At 50.8% G+C, this 922-nt stretch carries 1 protein-coding gene; it reads left to right on the forward strand.

Annotated features, from left to right (window positions below):
• Positions 1–818 (forward strand): outer membrane beta-barrel protein (locus BN3659_RS07275; RefSeq protein WP_141682531.1); only part of this gene is annotated, 818 nt, incomplete at its 5' end.
• Positions 819–922: the final 104 nt, after the last annotated feature.

Here is a 922-nt window from a genome sequence, read left to right on the forward strand (position 1 = left end):
TTCTTTCGTACGCCTTCAATGAAAACCGAGGAACTTTTATGGATTTGTGCTTTATGAGCTACAGCGGGCCTTTGCCTTCGGGGAAATCCATTCTGCCCAAACGCACGCGGACCTCGCAGTACAGCTATACGATCGGCAATCCGGCGCTGAAGCCTTACAGATCATGGCGTATCGACCTGAGCTATACGTTGCGCGGAAAGTTGTATGCCGGCTATTCGTTTTCGAAAATAACGGGAATCCTGTCCGATTTCACTTTTTACAATCCGGACGATCCGACCGTGGTCTTTACGATGCCCATGAATGGTTCGGAAGGCTATTACCATAGCCTGCAGCTCGATTACAATGCGAATATTACGAGGTGGCTGCGACTGGGCGTAGGGCTTGTCGGAAAACACAACAAGAAATATTATACGAAAGACAACAAGGAGTACTCTGCGGCATTCAATTATGCGGATTTCAATTGCACGCTGCTTGTCGAGCCGATCCGCACGTTGCAGATAGATATATATTACGGAATCGGCTCCCGCCAGCAGTTTTCACTCGAAAAGTGGCTCAACGGGGAGCAGGCACTCGTGGCCTCGGTTCAAAAATCGTTCTTTAAGAACCGGTTGCTACTCCGATTCACCTATGCGGGCATTCTCTACACGACCGCGTGTTTCACGACCGAGATGTCCGACGGCTCCTATTACGCCACTGAACGGGAGCTCGCGCCGTCGCGAAGATCGTGGCGCTTCGGTCTTACGTGGAGATTCAACCACAATGCCTCGAAGAACGTAAAAACCGTATCTTCGGGCCTGAATGCGAGCAGCATGTTATAAGGTAACCGGGGGAAATGCCGAAAACCCGACGAAAGAGTAGGCGCTCGAAAACACCGAAACTATGCAAGCGAAGAAATTCATGACCTTCCGGGAGAAGGTGCAGC

It is taken from the genome of Alistipes sp. CHKCI003 (genome assembly GCF_900021155.1).
GTDB lineage: Bacteria > Bacteroidota > Bacteroidia > Bacteroidales > Rikenellaceae > Alistipes > Alistipes excrementavium.